The 20,006-nt window shown below is 36.0% G+C and carries 11 protein-coding genes and 1 pseudogene; 6 read left to right on the top strand and 6 right to left on the bottom strand.

Going from position 1 to position 20,006, the window contains the following annotated elements; genetic code table 11:
* Positions 1-146: 146 nt before the first annotated feature.
* From H4J54_RS07180 to H4J54_RS07195, 4 genes are all read right to left on the bottom strand, one after another.
* On the bottom strand, positions 147-1,976 hold the full coding sequence (locus H4J54_RS07180) for an SLC13 family permease (RefSeq protein ID WP_182190219.1): 1,830 nt from the start codon (positions 1,974-1,976) through the stop codon (positions 147-149).
* 83 nt (positions 1,977-2,059) lie between these two features.
* Complete coding sequence (locus H4J54_RS07185; RefSeq protein ID WP_182190220.1) at positions 2,060-2,320, bottom strand: late competence development ComFB family protein; 261 nt, start codon at positions 2,318-2,320, stop codon at positions 2,060-2,062.
* Positions 2,321-2,443: 123 nt separating this feature from the next.
* Complete coding sequence (priC, locus tag H4J54_RS07190; RefSeq protein ID WP_182190221.1) at positions 2,444-3,046, bottom strand: primosomal replication protein PriC; 603 nt, start codon at positions 3,044-3,046, stop codon at positions 2,444-2,446.
* Positions 3,047-3,058: 12 nt separating this feature from the next.
* Positions 3,059-3,838: a TSUP family transporter gene (locus H4J54_RS07195; protein WP_182190446.1), complete on the bottom strand. Its 780-nt coding sequence runs from the start codon at positions 3,836-3,838 to the stop codon at positions 3,059-3,061.
* 829 nt (positions 3,839-4,667) lie between these two features.
* Between H4J54_RS07195 and H4J54_RS07200 the strand changes: the two genes are divergently transcribed.
* The 4 genes and pseudogenes from H4J54_RS07200 (at position 4,668) to H4J54_RS07215 (ending at position 14,403) form a co-directional block, all read left to right on the top strand.
* Entirely contained in the window at positions 4,668-7,559 is a 2,892-nt protein-coding gene (locus tag H4J54_RS07200; RefSeq protein WP_259367161.1) for a TonB-dependent receptor domain-containing protein, read from the top strand.
* 231 nt (positions 7,560-7,790) lie between these two features.
* Positions 7,791-8,951: pseudogene (locus H4J54_RS07205) on the top strand (IS3 family transposase).
* Between the two features lie 846 nt (positions 8,952-9,797).
* Positions 9,798-12,677 carry a TonB-dependent receptor domain-containing protein gene (locus tag H4J54_RS07210; protein WP_182190222.1) on the top strand — a complete coding sequence of 960 codons (2,880 nt, stop codon included), beginning with the start codon at positions 9,798-9,800 and terminating at the stop codon, positions 12,675-12,677.
* A 115-nt stretch (positions 12,678-12,792) separates the two neighbouring features.
* A complete protein-coding gene (locus H4J54_RS07215) occupies positions 12,793-14,403 on the top strand; it encodes a tetratricopeptide repeat-containing sulfotransferase family protein (RefSeq protein WP_182190223.1) in 1,611 nt (536 codons plus the stop codon).
* A gap of 58 nt (positions 14,404-14,461) precedes the next feature.
* Here H4J54_RS07215 and H4J54_RS07220 read toward each other — a convergent pair whose 3' ends face one another.
* Entirely contained in the window at positions 14,462-14,710 is a 249-nt protein-coding gene (locus H4J54_RS07220) for a hypothetical protein (RefSeq protein ID WP_182190224.1), read from the bottom strand.
* A gap of 125 nt (positions 14,711-14,835) precedes the next feature.
* Entirely contained in the window at positions 14,836-16,647 is a 1,812-nt protein-coding gene (locus H4J54_RS07225) for a putative 2OG-Fe(II) oxygenase (protein ID WP_182190225.1), read from the bottom strand.
* Between the two features lie 997 nt (positions 16,648-17,644).
* Between H4J54_RS07225 and H4J54_RS07230 the strand changes: the two genes are divergently transcribed.
* Together H4J54_RS07230 and H4J54_RS07235 are read left to right on the top strand one after the other, a co-directional pair.
* Positions 17,645-17,995: a TonB-dependent receptor gene (locus H4J54_RS07230; RefSeq protein WP_182190226.1), complete on the top strand. Its 351-nt coding sequence runs from the start codon at positions 17,645-17,647 to the stop codon at positions 17,993-17,995.
* A 175-nt stretch (positions 17,996-18,170) separates the two neighbouring features.
* Complete coding sequence (locus H4J54_RS07235) at positions 18,171-20,006, top strand: tetratricopeptide repeat protein (protein ID WP_182190227.1); 1,836 nt, start codon at positions 18,171-18,173, stop codon at positions 20,004-20,006.

The following is a 20,006-nucleotide window of genomic DNA, read 5'->3' on the forward strand; positions in this document are numbered from 1 at the left end:
ATGTTTTTACAGCCAATAAGAAGAAATTTTAGCTGCAATTAATGGTATTCAAAGCAAAGGAAAACAGGGCTATAAAGTTACCTTGTGAGGTAAAGTATTAATCAAAGGCAAACTTGGCGTAAACCTATGCTTAATTCTCACCCAGATTATAAATACAACCAATTTAATAGCAGAGAGAGTGTTACCCACATCAGTAGAATCAAGGGAATACCAATACGCATAAAGTCAGAAAATTTATAGCCACCGGCATTCATCACTAATAAGTTAGTTTTATAAGCCATAGGTGTGGCATAACTCAAGTTAGCACCGAATAATACCGCTAAGATAAATGGCTCAGGTGAAAGGTTTAACTGGCTAGCCACTGAAATAGCAATAGGTGTACCAATAACGGCTGCAGCATTGTTAGAAATAATATTAGTTAATATGGCTAATAACAACATTAACGCGGCTAAAATTCCGCCTGGTGGTAAACCAAAAGATAAGGCGACAAAAACCTGGGCTATATATTCTGCGCCTCCGGTTATCATCATTGCAGAGCCTAAAGCTAAGGATGCGGCAACAATTAAAATAACTTGGGTACTAAGCGCAGATGCAGCTTCTTGCCAATCTAAGCATTTAGTCACCAACAGTATCAGCACCCCACATACTGAACTAATTTCAATGGGTAAAATACCCAGTGCCGACGAAACCACCACGGCGAGTAATGTGCCTAAAGCCAATGGCGCTTTTTTTGTTTGTGGCAATGACTCTGCCCCATCGATTATTAACAGACCTGTTTTGGATTTTAATAAACTTATTTGCTCGGTTTCTCCTTGCACAAGTAATACATCACCAATCTGCAAGCGACTGTTTCCTATGCCATTAGCACCAATGTCCATGGCTTTACCTGCTCTGTGCAATGCCACTACCGTTATGGCATGTTTACGAATGAAATTGGCCTGTTGTAAGGTGCGACCTTCAAGACCAGAGCCAGCGATGATGACAATTTCAGCCAAGGTTTGTTTTTCAGCTTTTAATGGATGTTCGTCGTCAACTTTATGTAAGCCAGAAAATAAAGTGGCTCCTAATACGGTTTCATATTCTTTTAGACGATCGGGGTAGTCATGAACCTTTAATCGGTCGCCAACAACAAGCAAAGTATCGGGTAAAGGGATAATATTTCGATTTTCGGGCCCTCGCTGGATACTCTCTATTTTTATTTGGCCATCGGTTAAGGCAATTATTTCGGTAATGGTTTTTTCGTTAACAAGACTGTTTTCGTTTATATTGAGGTAAGCACTAAATATACGTGGCGACGTATCAGGCATTGATGGTGATCTACGGGGTAAAAGTTTTGGCGCAATTAGCCATAAGTAGAGTACAGCAACGACTGAAGCCATTAGTGCCGGTTTAGCAAAGTCAAATAGCCCAAATTCAGCTGCGCCCATATTTCTTGCAATACTAACCACGAGTAGGTTTGTTGAGGTGCCTATCGTTGTTGCCATTCCGCCGACTAAGGTGGCTAACCCCATAGGTAACAACATGGGTGATGAGTCTGTTTTAGTGCGTAACGACACGCTGATCAAAATAGGCAGTAATAAAACTACCACAGGGGTATTGTTAATAAAGGCACTTAACCCGCCCGCTAAAATAAGTGTGATCAATAAAGATAGTGCGGGACTTATTTTCCATAACTTAGCCAGGTATCGGCCAATAGGCTCCAGGGCCCCGGTGCGCACAATGCCATGACCAATAATCATCAAGGAACACACGGTAACCAAAGCCTCATGGCCAAAACCAAAGAATAAAGAGCTTGGCTCAAAGTGTTTGCCATCGCTATAAAATGGAAAAACAGTAAACATCACACTTAAAATTGCTATCACAGCAAGTGAGGAGGTTTCTAAGGGAGTATCTTCTCGACGAAATAAATACAATGCCAATACGGTTATCAATAAAACAGCTAAGGCATGATTATTAGGAAGCTCTGGAATATTCAAAGGCTTTACCCAGTTGATTTAATTATTTAGTTTTTAGCGCTAGCCCTGATTTGGTCGAATTCCATCATTTATTCATTAACATATTAAGTATGTGCTTTCATAAATTCTAATGCTTTTGCTACCGCTAATTTGACATTGTTTTCCATTTCACAACGTTCAGATGCGGGTAAATAAAAGGCCATATCAACTTCATGACGGATGTAGCGGGTGGGTAATTGGTTTAACACCACGCAAACCAAATCTGCTATAAACTCAGCATTATAGCTTTCTTCTAATTTTAACGTAGCAAAGTGCTGATCCACTAATTTTTCATAGTAGTTGTGAATATCATCAGAAATTTTCATGTAGGCGCCGCTTCATTAAATGACTATATTTTCAAGCGTAATGCTAGCGCAATGAAAATACCAACTTTTTTTATGTTTTTAGACTGATTTTCATCAAAAAAGTTAATGGCAGTAAGCTATTAGTTAAAATTTTTCAGCTTGGGCTATTTCACGCTCTAATTTAGATATGGCTTGACGACATCGACCAAGACGTTGGTGCAGCGCAAGAATTTCTTCAGTAAATTGCTTTGCTTGTGTCACTGATGTGTCGTGGCCTTGTCGTTCACGCACTTGGATCATTTCTACTAATCGGCGTTCAAACTCGAAGGTTTCATTGAGTTTTTTATGTAAGTTGTGACTCGATTGCATTACCGCTTGAGCCGCTTTTTTATAACGACGGGCTTTTATGGCAACAAGCCTTTGAGTTGGCTCTTTATGTAGCGCACTATTTGAATTCAATGCGTTACGCAACGCCGATATTTGCTGTTCTAGTATGAGCAAGCGGCTGTGCGCAAGTGCATTCTTGTTAGCGGATAGTAATCGAGACAATTCATTGGTTTTATTTTTTACTTCAACAATATAAGGGTGGAACAGATCGCTATGGGTGAGGAATAATGCTTCAGAAAAAATATCATTTTCTTGAATTATTTTATGCGATTTAGAATGCTTATTTTGTTGATCAACTTGCAGAGCTTGCTCGTCAAGTTGATCGAGAATGGCGTGAATTTTATTAATTGCACTTTGCATAAGTAACCTTTCTTAGCTTAGCCAAGCTTGGTAGCCTAAGTTAACAGACATTAAAATGACCACAGTAATAAATACTGGGCGGATAAACTTACTACCAAATTTAATCGCCCAATGAGCGCCTACCCACGCACCTAGCATCATAAATATTCCCATAGAAATGCCTAAGACAAAGTTAACATGGCCAAGATAGATAAAGGTTAATAAGCTAAAAAAGTTACTGACAAAATTGGTTGAGCGGGCTAAGCCAGAACTTAAAAGAATATCGATCTTATATATTGCACTAGACGAGCTTACCCAAAATGCGCCTGTACCTGGGCCTGCAAACCCATCATAAAATCCAAGTATTAAGCCTTGCACAACTTGCTTGAACTTAATCGACATGGTTTTTAACGGCAAACCATGTATGTCACTAATGACTGAGCTTGAAAGTAAGGTATATATCGCGGTCATTACTATGAGTACTGGGATGTACTTATCTAAAAATTCGACGGATAAAAAATTAACCATTATGGTGCCTAAAACAGCACCAATGGCAGTAGCAATAATAGCAAATCGCCAATATCTAGGGCTAAAGAGCCTTTTACGATAGAAGGCAAATGATGCGGTGAATGAACCAAAAGACGCAGCAAGCTTATTGGTACCCAAGGCAACATGTGGTGGCAAGCCTGACGTTAGTAATGTTGGTACCGTTAGCATTCCGCCGCCACCGGCGATGGCATCAATTAGCCCTGCAACAAAGCCGACACTACATAAGGTTATCCATAAACTCATGTCTAGGACGGGATCAATAATCATAGAATTTATTGCGTATAAAATTTAGCGCTAACTATACCACAGTGAAAGCTTTATTTGATTGCCCTTTATTTTGCAATTTTCAGGTGTGAAATCATTTTTCAATTAATGTGTACTAATTAAACCTAACTTAGATATTTTGAATATGTAATTAATGAGTGGTGGTACTAATAACTTAGGCTTTTTTATAACCTTAAATACCAATATCCCTCTTAAAATAACGAGTAATACAATAGTTCCTCAGTATTACTTGGGCTCATTGATAAAATAAATGTTAACAATAAGTAGTTAAACGTTCTGTTTTGTTTACGTAGGTTTAATTTATTGTTAACTTATTGTAATTATTGGTTTATCTTAATTGACGGGTTATTTTTTATATCGTCCAAATTTTTTTATTTTTTTAAATCCAGTTCTTCATTAGATATTATAATTGAACGTTATTAATTGTTTTATATGGTTTAATTATAATGTTGAACTAGGTTGTTGTGATGTATTAGTGTTTATTTATGTAAGTTTCACTCGGGATGACATTTTATTTTTTTAGTCAGTATTGTGCAGGTATTTTGCTGTTTTCACTTATTTACTTAATCTAAAGTCAACAAACGTAACCCTTTGTATTGACCTAGTAACTAAATTGCAACAACATTGTATTGACCTGTTAACTTAAATATTACAGTATTGAGTTCGATGTCTTAGCTGACATATCAGGTTTACGACCAAAAGAGCAAATTAGGTTTTACAACCAAAAGAGCAATAATAATTCAAAAACAGGCAAAATAGCCTTGAATTTAAACACTAATATCACGAAAGTGGTCCAGGGAGTACATCAATGTATCAAAGTAACAAGCTTACTAAGGCTGTTCGCTTAGCTCTTGTAGCCGGCGCAACAACAACTATTTTAGCGGCACCAGGTGCTATGGCATTTGCTGAAGAAGTAGCAGCAGAAGAAAAAGGCGTTGAACGCATCCAGGTAACTGGTTCACGTATTCGACGTTCTGAATTAACAGCTGTAACACCTATCATCGAAATCAGCGCTCAAGAATTTGCAATTTCAGGTAACCTTAACATTGAGCAAAAACTTGCTGAGTTACCTTCTACTTTACCTTCGTTTGGTCCTAGCTCAAACAATCCAGGTGATGGTACTGCGACCGTTGATTTACGTGGTTTAGGTACTTCCCGTACGTTAGTTATGGTGAACGGACGTCGTTGGGTTCCTGCTAACCAATCAGGCGTTGTTGATTTAAATACTATTCCAGCTTCTTTAATTGAAAATGTTGAAATCATTACGGGTGGTGCTTCTGCGGTATACGGTTCTGATGCAATCGGTGGTGTTGTTAACTTTAAATTAAAAGATGATTTTGAAGGTGTTGAAATTTCAACCTTGTATGACGTTACGACTGAAGGCGATGCTGAGAAGTTTAACTTAGATTTAACTATGGGTGGTAATTTTGCTGATGACCGTGGTAATGCGGTACTTTATGTGGGTTACTCTAAACGTGAATCGTTATTCCAAGGCGACCGTGATTTTGCAAGTGTTGCGTTAACTGAAGGCGATGGCGAATTAGTTCCAGGTGGCTCTTCTGGTATTCCTGGTACGCGTGTATTTGGTGGTCCAACGCTTAATATTGGTCCAAACGCAGGCTCAAGTTTAGGCCGATTCAATCCAGATGGCTCAGGTAACACATTCACGCTTGCCGACCGTTTTAACTATGCACCAGATAACTTCTTACAGTTACCACAAGAGCGTTTAACCATGAACGCATTCTCTCATTTTTACATTAATGACGAGACTCGTATCTACACTGAACTTTCCTTTATTCGTAATGAGGTGCCGCAAGAGCTAGCACCAACACCAGCATTTACTACTATCGAAGTAAATCCTAACAGTGCATTTTTTGGTGCTGACGTTCAAGACGCCTTCTTAAATGCACAACAAACAAATGATAATGGAACTCCAACTGATGAGTCAGATGATTTCCTTGAATCAGCATTAAACGACGCGGGTAACTATGAAATGTTTGTTGGTCGTCGTATGGTAGAAAATGGCTCACGCCAATCTATCGATACACGTGATGCAATGCGTATCTTAGTGGGTATTGATGGTTACTTTAACGATGACTGGTCTTACGATGTTTATTACAGTCGTTCACAAATGGATCAATCAACGCTACTAAATAATGATGTTGCCGCTTCACGTTTTAAACAAGCTCTTTTAGTGAATGACGCGGGTACAGCGTGTCAAGATACTTCAGCGGGCTGCGCACCACTGAATATTTTTGGTGAAGGTAACATTTCTGATGCTGCTATAGATTTTATAAATATTGGTGCAACTAACGTTATTACACTTAAACAAGAAGTGTTTATGGCAACAGTATCGGGTGCATTACCCTTTACTTTTCCTGGTGCAACTGAATCAGTGGGTATGGTATTTGGTTATGAGAAACGTCAAGATGGATCAACTTTCCGTCCGGATGAATTCTTATCAGCAGGTGATGTATTAGGTTTTAATGCTGGTGAAGCAACAGTGGGTTCATATGCTTCTGATGAGATTTTTACCGAATTCTCTTTACCACTGCTTAGCGGTAAAGAATTTGCTGAAGAATTAAGTTTATGGGGTGCAGCACGTTTTGCTGATTACTCTAACATCGGTCGTGTATCATCATTTGCTGCGGCCTTGAACTGGGCGCCTACTGATTGGATTAGCACACGTGTTGGTTTCCAATCAGCAGTACGTGCTCCAAATGTTTCTGAGTTATTCTTAGGTTCATCTGCAGGCTTCCCTGGTGCGGTTGATCCATGTGCTGTTGATGGTTATAAAGCGGGTATAACAAGTGATGCACTTTGTCTTGCTGATGGTGTTGCGGCTGACCAAATTGGTGTATTCGAACAAGCTAATACACAAATTGAAGGTTCATTTGGCGGTAACTCAGAACTGCAAGAAGAAACGTCTGATACCTTTACTGTTGGTGTTGTTGTTCAACCAATGGAAGGTTTAGATTTCACTATTGATTACTTTAAAATTGAAATTGAAGATGCTATCTCTCTATACGGTGTAAATAATACACTTGATGTTTGTTATAACGTTGTAAAAGATGCGGCTGATGAAACTTGTCAAAATATTACTCGTCGTTCAGACGGTAACGTTAGCCTTGTTAAATCATTGAATGCAAACATTGCATCAATTGAAACAAGCGGTGTTGATTTTAACGTTACTTATAACACTGAACTAGATTTTGGTTTGTTTGATAGCGGTTCAGACTTGAACATTCAATTTCGTTCAACGTTCCTTGATACCTCTGACGTAGTTCCAGTTGTTGGTTTAGATAAAATCAATGAATGTGCGGGTTCCTACGGTGCTACATGTGGTAATCCACAACCTGAGTTCCAAGCTAACACTCGTGTTAACTGGACAAATGGCGACTTAACATTATCTGCATTGGTTCGCTATATTGGTACAACTGATGATGATCAACTGTTAGGTGATGACCCAGTATTACGTAGTGACTTAATTGTTTCTGAAATTGATCCTGCAGTATATGTTGATTTAAGTGCTTCTTACGTATTTAGCGATAACTTAAACATGAACTTCGGTGTTAAAAACGTATTTGACGAAGAGCCTACTGCTTTAGGTGATTCACAACAACAAGCTAACACCTTCCCAGAAACATATGATGTTATTGGCCCACGTGTATTCTTAAGTGCTTCTTACTCGTTTGATTAATCAAAAATTAAGATTATATTTTATCTAGTTTTAATTCAGTACTAATCAATTGAAAAGTGACCAACATTTGTTGGTCACTTTTTTTTTAATTTAATATTAGATGATGTGTGGCAATAAAAGTCCTAGATTCAAATAATAAGTGCATAACTTGAATAAGTCAGGCTGAAGTGACGTGGTCTAATGGATTCGACTACCTAGTTAAGAGATAATAATTTTAATTGGAGATCGAAAATGACAAAACGTAAAAAATATTCAAAAGAATTCAAACTTGATGCTATCGCTTTAGTCGTTGAACAAAACTATAGCCAGGCAGAAGCCTCAAGAAACTTAGGGGTTAATCCTAATATGCTGGGTCGTTGGATCAAAGAAGCTGACAATGAGGATGGTCACGCTTTTCGTGGCAACGGGAAATTAACACCTGAGCAAGCAGAAATCCGTAACCTAAAAGCTCAAGTAAAGCGTTTAGAAATAGAGCGTGAAATCCTAAAAAAAGCGACGGTCTTCTTTGCCAAAGAAACAAAGTAAAATATTCGTTCATTGCCCAACATAAGAAGATCTGGCCTGTGGTAGTCATGTGCCACGTACTGGGTGTTAAAAGTAATAATTTCTATAGCTTTCAAAAGCGTAAAGTAAGTGCCGCTATGATCCAACACATCAAGAAATGATGGCGTTGATCAAAGATATTGCTAAATTCAGTGACCATACTTATGGCGCTAGGCGGATTAAAAAAGTACTCAATACATTAAGCCTTCCGGTTAGTCGACGTAAGACGGCTCAGCTCATGAAAGAAGCGAACGTTTGGGTTCGTTATAAAAAGAAATACAAGGCAACAGCGAGCATAACAAACCCATTTATCAAAATGAGCTAAAGCAAAACTTTGCTGTTGAAGCACCTAATAAAGCGTGGGTAGTTGATATCACCTATGTTTGGACATCAGAAGGTTGGTTATATTTATGTGTCGTGATTGACTTATATTCACGAAAAATCGTGGGTTGGAGCATGGGATCAAGAATGAAAGCGCAGCTTGTTTGTGATGCATTAACAATGGCTATTTGGCAACGACAACCCAAAGCAGGGTTGATAGTTCATTCAGATCAGGGGGTTCAGTATGCCAGTCATCAATATCGTCGATTACCCAAGTCTCGTGGGTTGGTTGGCAGTATGAGTAAAAGTGGGTGTTGCTGGGATAATGCCGTTGCCGAAAGTTTCTGCGGGAGCTTGAAGCAAGAGCGTGTTCATTGGCGTAATTATGAAACACGTTATGCCGCACAGCAAGATGTACTGAACTACATAACCATGTGGTACAACAGCCACCGACTTCATTCATATCTGGATTATCAAAGTCCTAACGTTTTTGAATCAGTGGGTAGAGAATTAGAAATGGTTGCTTAACTAGGTTGACTGAATTTGGTTGACCACGTCAAACTTATTGGTATCCAAGTTAACGCGAGGAGAAAGCTCGAAGTTAGTAATGTTAGGCTTTACACCACTAGCATCAATAACCATAGAATTTATTGCGTATAAAATTTGCTGATAATTTGAGTGCTGTAGGACTTGAATTTAATAGCGATTTATTTTTTCAATTTGCTAAGTGTGTAGTCAGTTTTTGGCTATTGTGTAGCAATTATACATAGCTTATATATAACTAATACACTTTGAATATGCATGTAGAAGCTTTGGCACTAATAATTTTTTCTCTGCCATAAATTTAAATATAAAAAACTTTAAATATAAAAACACCTAATCAACACTATCATCGTCTGCGCTCAGCTAAGCATAAATTTATGAAATTTTTTCATTTTGTCTACATGAGCGTGTCTGTTATTAAGTCATTTTAATCATTTTTTTATTATTCCCTGATTATTCTTTTATACCTTCCAAAACGTTATTCTTTTAAATGTTGGCTCCCTTAACAAAATTATTAAAATTTAATATGCTGTCGCATTTGGCTTAATTTTTATAGTGAACAAGGTTACTGCGATCTGTTGATGTTTATTTTTGTAAGTTTCCACGTGAAGAGATACTCTTTATCTAATTGTTTATAAAGTATTTTTTGTTTAATTTCACTGCGACTTCTTATAAAAGTAATTCAAATGTAATTGTTTGTGTTGACCTATTAACAATATTAAGTTTAATATCTTAACCGATAGGTCAGGTATCTGACCAAAAATAATTCAACAAGGCAACATAGTCTTGAATTTAAACACTAGTCTCACGAAAGTGATCCAGGGAGTATTTATGTACAACAATAGCAAAGTCGCTAAAGCAGTGCGCATCGCCATGATGTTTGGTGCAGGAGCAGCTGCGGCAATTTCAGCACCTGCATTTTCAGCAGAAGCAGACGAAGCAGAAGTTGAAAAAGTAGAGCGTATCCAGGTTACAGGTTCTCGTATTAAACGTACTGACCTAGAAAACGCTTCTCCAGTAAGTGTAATCACTACTGAAGATATGAAAATCCAGGGTATCACTAACGTTGCTGATGCACTTCAAAACTTAACTGCTCAATCAGGTGGCTTAACTGCTGCTGTGAACAATGGCGGTAACGGTAATGCGACAGTAAACTTACGTGGGTTAGGTTCTAACCGTACATTAGTGTTGATCAATGGTCGTCGTGCTGTTGCTTCAGGTACTGGTGCTTCTGCTCGTGTTGATTTAAATACAATTCCAATGTCAGCAGTAAAACGTATTGAAGTATTAAAAGATGGTGCTTCTGCAATTTATGGTTCAGACGCCATCGCTGGTGTTGTTAACATTATCATGCGAAATGACTTTGAAGGTATTGAGTTTGACGCAACTTACTCAGAAACTTCTGAAGGTGATGGCGAAGAGTCTGCATTAAGTACAACAATCGGTCTTTCAAGCGATAAAGGTAACATAGTTGTTAACTTAGGCTATTATGACCGTGGTTCTGTACGTCAAGCTGCTCGTGGCTATTCTGAGTGTCCAATTTGGGAAACTGATGACGGTGATGGTCCATATAAATACTGTGGCGGTTCTTCTTTCTCATTAGGTATGAATATGTATGATGGACGTGATTTTTCACGTTATCAGTTTGAACCAGGCGGAAATGGCACTTCTACACCAGAAGGTATGCACCCATGGGTAAATGCCGGTGATAATAATGACCGTTATAACTACTCTGCATTGTCTTACCTATCAACACCAGCAACACGTTATAACATTTCAGTGCTTGGTAATTACGAAATCTCTGATAACGTAAGCTTCTTTTCTGAAGCTTATTATACTAATCGTAGTTCTGTACAGCAAATGGCTCCACAGCCTGTATATTATGGTTATGGCGCGAATGGTAAAGACTGGATGCCTTCTCAAAATCCTGAAGTTTATCCATTTATGGGGCTTTACCCAACTCTTGCTACTCCAGGTGAAGACGTTTTATCGTATCCTTTACGTCGTATGCAAGAAGTTGGTCCTCGAATTTTTGAACAAGAAGTTAATACTCTTCAACTGACTACTGGTCTTGAAGGTATGATTGGCGATTATTCTTGGGATGTTTTCTATACCTATGGTCGTAATACGGCTATTGATAAGTCTAAAAACTATATCAACATGGATAAGATGAACAGATCTGTAGAACAAAACTGTGAAGGTGTAACAGTTACAGGTACTCATGATAACTATTCTGTTCAAGGAAATGACGCAGCGAATCCTTGTATTAATTACATGGGCTTAGGTGCAGTAAGTGCAACAGATGCTGACTACATTCGTTATACGGATCAAGGGACATCTGGTACTGAAATGCATCATTTAGGTGCTGCAGTGTCTGGTGATTTATTTACATTACCAGCAGGTATTGTTGGTTTTGCAGTAGGTGTTGAACATCGTGAAGAGTCAGCATTCAATCAACCTGATGCATTTACTGCTGCAGGAATCGGTGCTGGTAATGCTGTACAACCTACTGCTGGTGAGTACTCGGTTGATGAAATGTACTTCGAAATGATTGTGCCATTATTATCTGGTGTACCATTTGCTGAACAAGTTGATTTAGAAGTCGCAATGCGTGCATTTGATTATGATACTTTCGGTTCAGATGATACTTACAAGTTAGGTTTAACTTGGAGAATGAACGATATGGTCATGCTTCGTTCAGTTCTATCAACAGCATTCCGTGCACCTTCTGTAGGTGAGTTGTTTGGCGGTCAATCTGATAGCTACACTAACTACAATGATCCTTGTAAGGGTGTTGGCGGTGCAGATGCTAGTTCAGCATATGCTGGTGCTTGTGCTAAAGATGTCTCTGCTGGCTTAATCCCAGGTGACGGTTCTTGGGACCAAGGTAACGGTCAATTACGTGCTGTAACAGGTGGTAACCCAGAGTTAGGTCCAGAAACTGCTGACACTTTCACTGTAGGTTTAGTTGTTGAACCAGTAGAAGGTCTAAGTTTTACTATTGATTACTACAATATTGAAATCGACAATGTTGTAAGTTCAATTGGTGTTGGCACACGTTTAGACAAGTGTTACTCTGCCGGTGCTGAAGGTGGCGTAGGTGGTTCTAACTCATTCTGTAATGGCGTTGTACGTAACAATGTAGGTGATTTTGACGGTACACCAGCAACTTCTGATAACCTTTCAACATGGGTTGTTAACGGTATTGATTATAACGTACAGTACAAGTTTGAAGCGTATAATTTAGATTGGAAATTAAGCTTAGATGCTTCACAAATTGATGAATGGTCTACTGTTGCTTTTGAAGGTGAAGATCCAATTGATACTGTTGGCGCTGCTTCAAGTGGTTCAGGTTCTATTCCAAAGCTTAAAGTGAACTTTGGCGCACAAGTACTTGGTGATAACTGGTCAATTAGTTACAACGTAATGTGGGTTGATAAGTTAGAAACATCTTCTTTATTCTATGCTGATGCTGCAGATAGAGCAGACGTTGCTGCGGGTAATTCAGATAACTATGCTGACGCATTTGCATCACATAACATCAGTGGTTCATATCACATGAATGATAATGTTACAATCCGCTTTGGTATTGATAACTTTACAGATGAAGAGCCGCCATACTACACAGATTACGATGATTCAAATACTGATACTACCTTGTATCACTATGTTGGTACTAACTACTACCTAGGTACAACAATTAACTTCTAATTGTTCACCTTAGTTTGATAAAAATGCGATACTTTAGGTATCGCATTTTTTTTGCTGATTATTTAACAAATAATTGGGATATCAAACCCAATTAACAATGAAGAAAATATCTTTTATGACTGATTTAGCTAAACATGTACAACTTGCTACTGATAAGTGTGATTATGAAAGAACGCATTCTTTCTTATTGGCGTATATTGATAAAGAAGGGGAAAGTGAGGAAGCATTAAATTCGTTAATAAGTTTACAAGTAAAGTTTAAAAAATCCAGGTTAGCCGCTAAGTTTTTATTAGCTTTATGTTGCTTAATTCCAGAAAACAAGAATTACGTGAATAAACTCCTTAGCCTTTGTCATCAAGAGAATTATTGGCTTGAGGCTGTAGAGCTCTTTTCAACTAAAATAGCGGGTAACTCAGCTGACGGAAATAACTACTTCAATCTTGCATATTATCAAAAACTAGCTGGGCTATATTCACAAGCTATTGATAATTATCAAACAGCGATAGAAAAAAAAGCGGGAAATATTGAGGAGATTTACCTGAATTTAGCTGTGCTATTTGGTGATCATCTACAAGACTATAATAACGCAAAGAGCTGTTTAGTAAGTGCATTAGAGCATAAAGAGAATTATGTCCCAGCATTATTCAATTTAGCGGGTATATTTGAAGAGCAAGGTGATAAAATTGATGCTGAGAAGTTATATAAAAAAATAATCAATATTGATGGTAACCATAGTTTAGCAATAGCTAGATTACTTTTCTTATCATCAGAAAATGATGATATCTCAGAATTAATTAAGCAAGCGAAGAATTTAGCTCAATCCAATTATAGCTATGTAGATGAGAAAATTGTTTTGTATTATTCTCTTGGGAAAGTATATGACCAACTGAAAAAATATGAGCTAGCTTTTCATTATTACCAGTTAGCTAATAATCAAGAAAAACTGATAAACCAATCATATTGTGAAAAAGAGCAAGAACTACTAGTAGATCAAAATATTGAACACTTTTCTGAAAAATGGCTTAATAAGTTATCAGAAGGGAGCTTTTCAGCTCCTATCTTTATCTGTGGTATGTTTAGATCAGGCTCTACACTAATAGAGCAAATACTTGCAGCACACCCTGAGGTTACCGCTGGAGGGGAAAATGAATTCTTCAGTCAAAAAGTTAAATCTTTACTTTCACCTTACCCATTATCCTTACATAACATTGAATTAAATGATATTGAAAAGTGGAGAGGGGAATATCAAGAAAAAATAAAGTTAATGTTTCCGAACGCTAAATTAATTACAGATAAAAGACCAGATAATATCCATTACCTGGGATTAATAAAAACAGTATTTCCAGATGCTAAGATAGTCTTTACAACAAGAGATATAAGAGATAACAGCCTTTCTCTTTATTTTCAGCAACTATCAAAGGAATTTAATTATGCGAATGATATTAATCAAATTATACATCATTCCCAACAGCAAAAAAAATTAATGACACATTGGAAAAAACTTTTCCCAAAAGATATTATTGAAGTCAGTTATGATGAATTGGTTGATAGTCCCAAGCCTAGTATTGCCAAGCTGCTTAAATTTTTAAAACTAGATTGGCATAACGATTGCCTTGAATTTCATCGAGTAAAAAATAACGTTAAAACAGTGAGTTTATGGCAGGTTCGGCAGCCATTATATAAAGCTAGTTCTGGTCGTTGGAAAAATTATAAAGAAAAAATATAAGTGATATGAAAGACCTATAGTTCAATATTTATAATTGAACTATAGGTGTATAAATTGTTTAGTTACTACCTTTTGCTTGCCCGCGATTTAATGTTTTCATAGCTCTATCAGCGGCTACTTTTTCTTCTTTCATTTGTTCTGGGCTTCTACATACTCTAGTACCAATTTTGGTACCTGTAACTTTTTCATATGTACAGATTTTGCCATTTTCTTGGTTTGCAGTATTTCCTGCAGTATTTGCAGGTTTCCCTGAACAAGCAGCAAGGATAGTTGTAAATGCGATTAGGGATAATAACTTGAAGTTCATTGATAATTCCTTATTAATTTTTATTATTACATATTGTAACTAAAGATTAATTTTACACACACTAAAATGAATATCTATAAATTTTCTATTTAAAGTATGAAATAATGTAACAAAAAGTATCTTTTTTAAATGGGTTTAATGTCTTCGGTAACGGTAATTCTTTCTTCATTACTCTTAAATGGAATAGTGCCATGCCAAAAGTACGATGGGAATCTAATCATTAGTCCTTCCTTAGGCTCAATAATCCTATCCGGCTCTAATTGAGTCATCATTTTAAAACCTGGTTGCCCTAGTTTTAACCACCCTTGCTTATCTTTATTGTTATTAATTATTTTTGGGGTTTGCGCATAATAAGGGCCACTATACCAGCCAGCAGGATGATGATGATTTTTATGGAAACCTGCATTATGTAGAATAACAGACCAAGAATCTGTTTCAATTAACTTACCCGTATTTTTTGCTAATATGGGATGTTTATTATCTTTGGGAAGTTTTGAGAAAAATTCACTGGTTTGTTCTCTAAAAGCTGTGCGTAACTGCTGTATTATTGGTACATGATAATCAAATAATTTTTCTGAGGTTTGGCTACCACTGATAAATGATTGATCTAGAGGGTTCGTTTTTGCGTGATGATAATCCCTTAATGTATCGACTAAACTAACGTTAAAGTCTTTTAAGCTTGAAAAACCCTTAGGAATTGATATTTCTGACATAAGTACGTGATCATAATTACAAAAATAATCATATTCAGCACTATTTAATAATTTAAGTGCAATTGACTTGTACGCAAACAACCCTTGATTATTAAGCTGTGCTTTCAATAGTTTATTTAATATTTTTAAGGCTTGTCTTGGTTTGTCAATACTTAGGAGACTTATGGCTAATTCTTCTTGGACTAATAAATCATGCCCCCCATATTTTGATGCTTTATTGATAATGGAATGTGATAGTTCTAGATCACCAAGTTCTCTTAAAACCACAGCATATTTAATTAGTGTAGGATAATGACTACCATTCAAATCTATAGATTGCTCTAGAATTTCTTTTGCTTGTAAGTATTCTCCAGCAAGAAATAATTTATGACCCATACTAAGCATCAACTCAGTAGATTGGTTATACTTTTTAAGTGCATATTTGTATGAATCTAAAAACTCAGGATCTTTATTTTCCCAAAGAATTTGGTTTAACCAGTGATGGGCATCTATATCTAACGGATTTAGTGAAACGGCTTGTTTATATAGATCTTTGCTGGCTTGGTATTCTCCATTAAGAGTGTGACAGCTTGCTAAATTTTTGATTATTTCTATATTACTAGGTGAAAGCTCTAATGCCAGTTGTAAAGTGTTAATAGCATCTGGCCATAAACACTGTCTCTTTAGGCTTATTCCTTTATTGTTTAACGCGGATAAGTTATTGGGTTGAATTAACAAAACCTGATTAAATAAATTAAGAGCATTAACTAGATCATCGGTATTTAAATAAGACTGACCTAAAGCTATTTTAATATTAATATCTTGGCTATTTAATTGATTGGCCTTAAGCAGATAAACTAAAGCTTTTTTATATTGTTTTCGATCATTTAATAAAACTCCAATATGGAATAGAGCAGAGATATCGTTTTTAGATAAAACTAATATTTTCTTATATACACTGAAAGCATCATCTATATTGTTATTATGAGAATGTAGTTTTGCTAGATTTGCTAATGCAGGTAAATGTTTAGGATTTAACTTTAACGTTTTCTGAATAGAACTCATACATTGCTCTAAATTACCTAAACCTTGATTTGCTATTGATTTTAAATGCCAAAGATTGGCGTTCATTTTATCTTGAGATAAATGTATATCGATATAATCATCAGCATTTTTAAACTGTTTACTATTTAAGAGGTTAATAATGTTATTTTGAATTTGTTGAGTGAATAATTTTGTTTGCATCATAAAACCTTTATATCGAACCATGGGTGTAGTTATTTATAAAATATACTTAGCTACATATGTATTATGACTATTATACTAGCTTTCATTAATAGTGTGTAGTTAGTTTAATTTTTATAACGTATTGATATTAAAATATAAAGTCATAATTTTTAAATATTTATTGTGATTTTCAACACCTTGAAATATTATTTAGTTGACTTACTACGAATGAATAAAACATACATAGCAAATATTTAATCAATATATGAGAGGTTGTTTTATAGTCAACAAGAACTAAAAAGTTATAATTTTTTGGTTACTTGATACTAATAGAATAAATTTAAAATTCATCGTAAATCAATGCAAATTGGAAGAGGTGTTATTCAATGACAATGTTGACTGATTTTTTGAGCTATATTGATCACCTATTGTGAACAGTTTTATAATTGGTGTGTTTTTACCAAAGTAAAAAAACAAGTAAAAAACGGTTAAAAGTACATCAAGCATTATTTTTAATTTATTTGAAAAAATACTTGATACATATACCTTATAGTGAATTATGGAGTGGTGAAAAAGTTACCTCGATATTACGTACCACCACTTTATGAGTAGTTACCTCAATGTGCAGATAATATATTGTTATCAAACTTATTTTTCAACCTTTGTACTGACTTTCACATATAAAGAATAGCTTCTTTTGGCAAAATATAATTACTATAGTGATTTCATTATAATTACAAGTCATAACACTATAAATAATCATCAACAATACGGAAAAACAACAACTTCCCATGTTGCTAGCTTTAAGTTACCAGCAGAATGGCGAGATTAAACAAGCAGAAACTATCTACAGAGCTCTGATTGCTGATCGTGTGCAAAAGAAGCGGTTTATTTACAGTTAGCCCTAATTTGTGCAAAAAAAAACAGATTGAGTGAAGTGTTCTGGTCAAACCACATAAGACACATTTATTGTGGACTGTTCAGACTCAATTGGAGAACAATCACCGTTTGATGAATGCAGCCTGATTTTCAAGCTAACACTCGTGTTAACTGGACAAATGGCGACTTAACATTATCTGCATTGTTCCGTTATATTGGTACAACTGAAGATGATCAATTAATGGTTAGTGATACATTACAAGCTAGTGATTTAGTTGTTCCTGAAATTGACCCTGCAGTATATCTTGATTTAAGTGCTTCTTACGTATTTAGCGATAACTTAAACATGAACTTTGGTATTAAAAACGTATTTGATGAAGAGCCTACTGCTTTAGGTAATTCACAATCACAAGCTAACACGTTCCCAGAAACATATGATGTTATTGGTCCACGTGTATTCTTAAGTGCTTCTTACACGTTTGATTAATCACTCATTAAGACTATATTTTATCTAGTTTTAATTAAGTATTAATTAATTTAAAAGTGACCAACATTTGTTGGTCACTTTTTTTTTAATCTAAGGTTAGATGAGGTATGGTAATAAGATGTAATGTCACTATTCTAATTTATAATTTTATTTATAAAAATAAAGCCTGATAAATATGCAAAATATTAGTTCATCAACTATAACAAAAAAACTGCAGCAACTTTTTTCGCTATTACAAAAAGGCCAAACAAAAGTTGTACTTGAAGAACTTACTCTATTGTTAAGCTCTGTGGATGACAATGCAGATGTTATGCATTTAGCGGCTATGGCACACAAAGCTGATGGCGCTATAGACAAGGCTATTGATTATTTTATTAAATCTATCAATATTAATGATAATCAGCCACAAGTTCATAATAACCTTGCCAATACCTACAAACAAAACCTGAACAGTAAACTTGCCGTAAAGCATTATAAAAAAGCGATAAGTTTACATCCTCGCTATATAGATGCGCTGAAAAACCTAGGTTTATTGTATTTAAATCAACAAGACCTTGGGTTAGCAAAAAATAACTTTGAGCAAGTACTTGTTTTGTCAAAAAATGATGTTTCAGCATTAACATCGCTCGGTAACATATTTAAAGCACAGCATGAGTTTCAAACCGCAATTCAATATTATCAACAAGCGCTTATGGTAAACCCTAATTACGTAAATGCGTTACATAATTTAGGTGTTGCTTATCGCATGTCAGGTGAATTTTTATTGGCTATCGACTGCTTTAAAAAAGCACAAATCATTGCTCCTAACCTTGCCGATCTTGATTATAATGAAGCCAATGCTCAGTTTGATATGGGTAATTATCAGGAAGCCGAACAAGCTTATTGGCGCTCTTTGCATAAAGCACCCGGAAACTGCGAAGTGCATGAAACCCTTAATGAATTTTATTGGCAAATAGGTAAAAAAAGTGAGTTTGGTAAAAGTTTTAAATTAGCTATTGAACATTTACCTAAGAACTATTTGTTACGACATGCTTATGCTGAAAGTTTGTTATCTGCAGGTAATCAAGCACATGCCATAATAATAGTGGAGCAAGCATTAAAGTTAGAAAAAACGCCAGATCTTTTACATTTAAAAGGTAAGTTATTAGCTTCTGCTGGTGACATAAAAGCGGCAGTATTACTCATAGAGTCTTCACTGCTCAAGCAATATAAGCTTTCAAACGCGCTAGACTTAATTGAGTTATTAATCATAGATTTTGATTATGAAAAAGCTTTGCTTCAAATAGCCTATGCAGAGCAAATAGCGCCAAAAAACCAATTATTAATAGCTTATAAAAGTATCTGTTGGAGATTAACCAATGACCAGCGCTATGAATGGCTAATAGATTATCAAAAACACATTCAAATTTATGATATTCCTGTTCCTAAGGGTTATAGCTCTAGGGCTGCGTTTTTAGACGAATTACAGGGGGTTTTGTTGTCAATGCATCAAACTGAGCATGAACCTTTAAAGCAAACCTTAAAATTTGGCACTCAGACACCGGGTCGGCTTTTCCATAAACCAATTAAGCAAATTGTTGAATTAAAAAATGCCTTTGAAGAGGTAACGCGAGAATATATATCTGCACTTCCTAAAGATAACTTACATCCTCTGTTATCGAGAAAAACTAACCAAATCAGTTTTGCGGGTTCCTGGTCTGTTAAGCTTAAGCCTAATGGTTTTCATGTTAATCATGTTCACCCTGAAGGTTGGTTAAGCTCTGCTTTTTATGTACAAGTACCAGACTTTTCTCATTACCCACAAACTTCAGAGCACGCCGGGGCAATAAAATTTGGTGAAAGTTCTATGCAATTAAAAGAACGCGAAAAAATAGCAAGAATTGTGACACCTAAACCGGGCATGGTCGCTATATTTCCGTCTTATGTCTGGCATGGAACAATTCCATTTAATGGACCTAACGGTGTATTTCGACTAACAGCGCCATGTGATATAACACCAAGAGAGGACTAG

This window comes from Colwellia sp. MB3u-8 (assembly GCF_014076985.1).
In the GTDB taxonomy this organism is placed as follows: domain Bacteria; phylum Pseudomonadota; class Gammaproteobacteria; order Enterobacterales; family Alteromonadaceae; genus Cognaticolwellia.